This window comes from Deltaproteobacteria bacterium, from assembly GCA_011773515.1.
Lineage (GTDB): Bacteria > Desulfobacterota > Deferrimicrobia > J040 > J040 > WVXK01.
Genome location: WVXK01000090.1, coordinates 343 through 1,865, shown reverse-complemented (window position 1 = coordinate 1,865; position 1,523 = coordinate 343). Strand labels below are relative to the sequence as shown.

General features: G+C 41.7%; 3 protein-coding genes. All 3 read right to left on the bottom strand.

The window, feature by feature from the left end; all coding sequences use genetic code 11:
* Positions 1-179 precede the first annotated feature (179 nt).
* Positions 180-626 carry a peptidylprolyl isomerase gene (locus tag GTN70_09520; GenBank protein ID NIO17219.1) on the bottom strand — a complete coding sequence of 149 codons (447 nt, stop codon included), beginning with the start codon at positions 624-626 and terminating at the stop codon, positions 180-182.
* 94 nt (positions 627-720) lie between these two features.
* Entirely contained in the window at positions 721-942 is a 222-nt protein-coding gene (locus GTN70_09515; GenBank protein ID NIO17218.1) for a hypothetical protein, read from the bottom strand.
* A 318-nt stretch (positions 943-1,260) separates the two neighbouring features.
* Positions 1,261-1,431 carry a hypothetical protein gene (locus tag GTN70_09510; protein ID NIO17217.1) on the bottom strand — a complete coding sequence of 57 codons (171 nt, stop codon included), beginning with the start codon at positions 1,429-1,431 and terminating at the stop codon, positions 1,261-1,263.
* Positions 1,432-1,523: the final 92 nt, after the last annotated feature.

Below are 1,523 nucleotides of genomic sequence, written 5' to 3'. Positions count from 1 at the left end.
CAAACCAAATTCGGAGGAAGAGAACCTTTTGCCAGGGTGGCAGTCTCTCACCCCCCTCCCAAACAGGAGAGTTTATCCTGGAAGTTTCTGGGGTAATTTCCCACATCCTCATATTGGTTGAGGAAGAGGATAAGAAAAGTGAGAAAATGGGAACTGACCCCATTCACCCGGAGAATAATTTAGTGACGACTCTTCCCTGGTCCGATTTCTATAAGTTCTATCTCAAATATCAGTTCTTTCCCCGCGAGAGGATGATTGGCATCCAGTGTTATGCGTGATTCATCCACGCGGGTTACCGTCATCGTCCTCGAACCACCTCCCTCAAGTGGAACCTCAATTTTTTCCCCAATTTCCGGTGCAATATGATCCGAAAACAGCTCTTTATTGAGATCTATCACTAAATCATCTCTATGGCTGCCAAAAGCCAGGTCAGGGGGAACTGTAATCGTCTTTTTTTCTCCGGGTTCCATCCCCTCAACGGCACTTTCGAAGCCAGGTATATATTTCATTTCCCCGATGGTAAATCCAAGGGGATGTTTTTCTTCAGTCGTATCGATAACGGAACCATCCTTCAAACTGCACGAAAAATGAACCTTAACAAAATTACCACTCTTGGCTTTTGTCATGCTTACCTCCACTCTACCCAGATTCGGTATTCAAACAAATTCACCATACTGGCGATTAATTTCAGTATTACTCTCAATCGTCTGTCATTTCCAATCAGCGAGAACATGTGACGTTTTGTACAATATGGATACTATGGCCCCAGCGCTGTTTCACCTTATATTCGAGATCCTGCATAACTATGAGGGCGTGATCTCCCACGATCTCAAGTTTTTCATCTTCGGAAGACCTTTCATTTAGTGGCTTCTCAGAAGCAATACCCTTTATTCCTTTATCGGTTTCCATAAAATCCATAAATATTGTCTTTACGCTTCTCATTTGCACCTCCCCTTTATAGTTACATCAATAGTTTTAGTGTTTTGCAGTGAAAAATAACTTTCCCCCCCCCTGAAAAAAGGAATTTCTCAAGCAAATTTAATGACTTTGATTTGCAATTCGAGAAATTAAGAAATAATCTCAATGGAACAGAAACGGAAATATGTGCGAGGGACTCAGAAACATGCACGTTTCTGAATCTTTCATGATAAGGTCCCTTTTGATTCCGGTCCCAAAAAACACCATAATCGTATGATACAGTATCGTTTCTCCGATGTCAAATAGGCAATCTAATTTTGCATATAAATACAGTAAAATGTTTTATGTGTGGAAAATGTATAAAGTTATAACGGGGTCAGTTCCCATTTTCTCAGAAAATCCCCATTCCCCTATCCCTGATTTTGTTCCACCTGAATCTGGCTCCGTTATTTCTTCTTTTATTGCAAACACTATCTCTAGAGGAGAGATCTCAATAGCCAGACCGCTGCGCATAGAGTTTGAACATGCTATGTACCACATCATAAACGGGGGCGACGGGAAAATGAGAAAAACATGAGGATATGGGAACCGACCCCATTCACCCC

Coding starts and splice junctions, on each gene's coding strand:
- GTN70_09520 (NIO17219.1), bottom strand. CDS start 626: ATGACAAAAGCCAAGAGTGGTAATTTTGTTAAGGTTCATTTTTCGTGC.
- GTN70_09515 (NIO17218.1), bottom strand. CDS start 942: ATGAGAAGCGTAAAGACAATATTTATGGATTTTATGGAAACCGATAAA.
- GTN70_09510 (NIO17217.1), bottom strand. CDS start 1,431: ATGCGCAGCGGTCTGGCTATTGAGATCTCTCCTCTAGAGATAGTGTTT.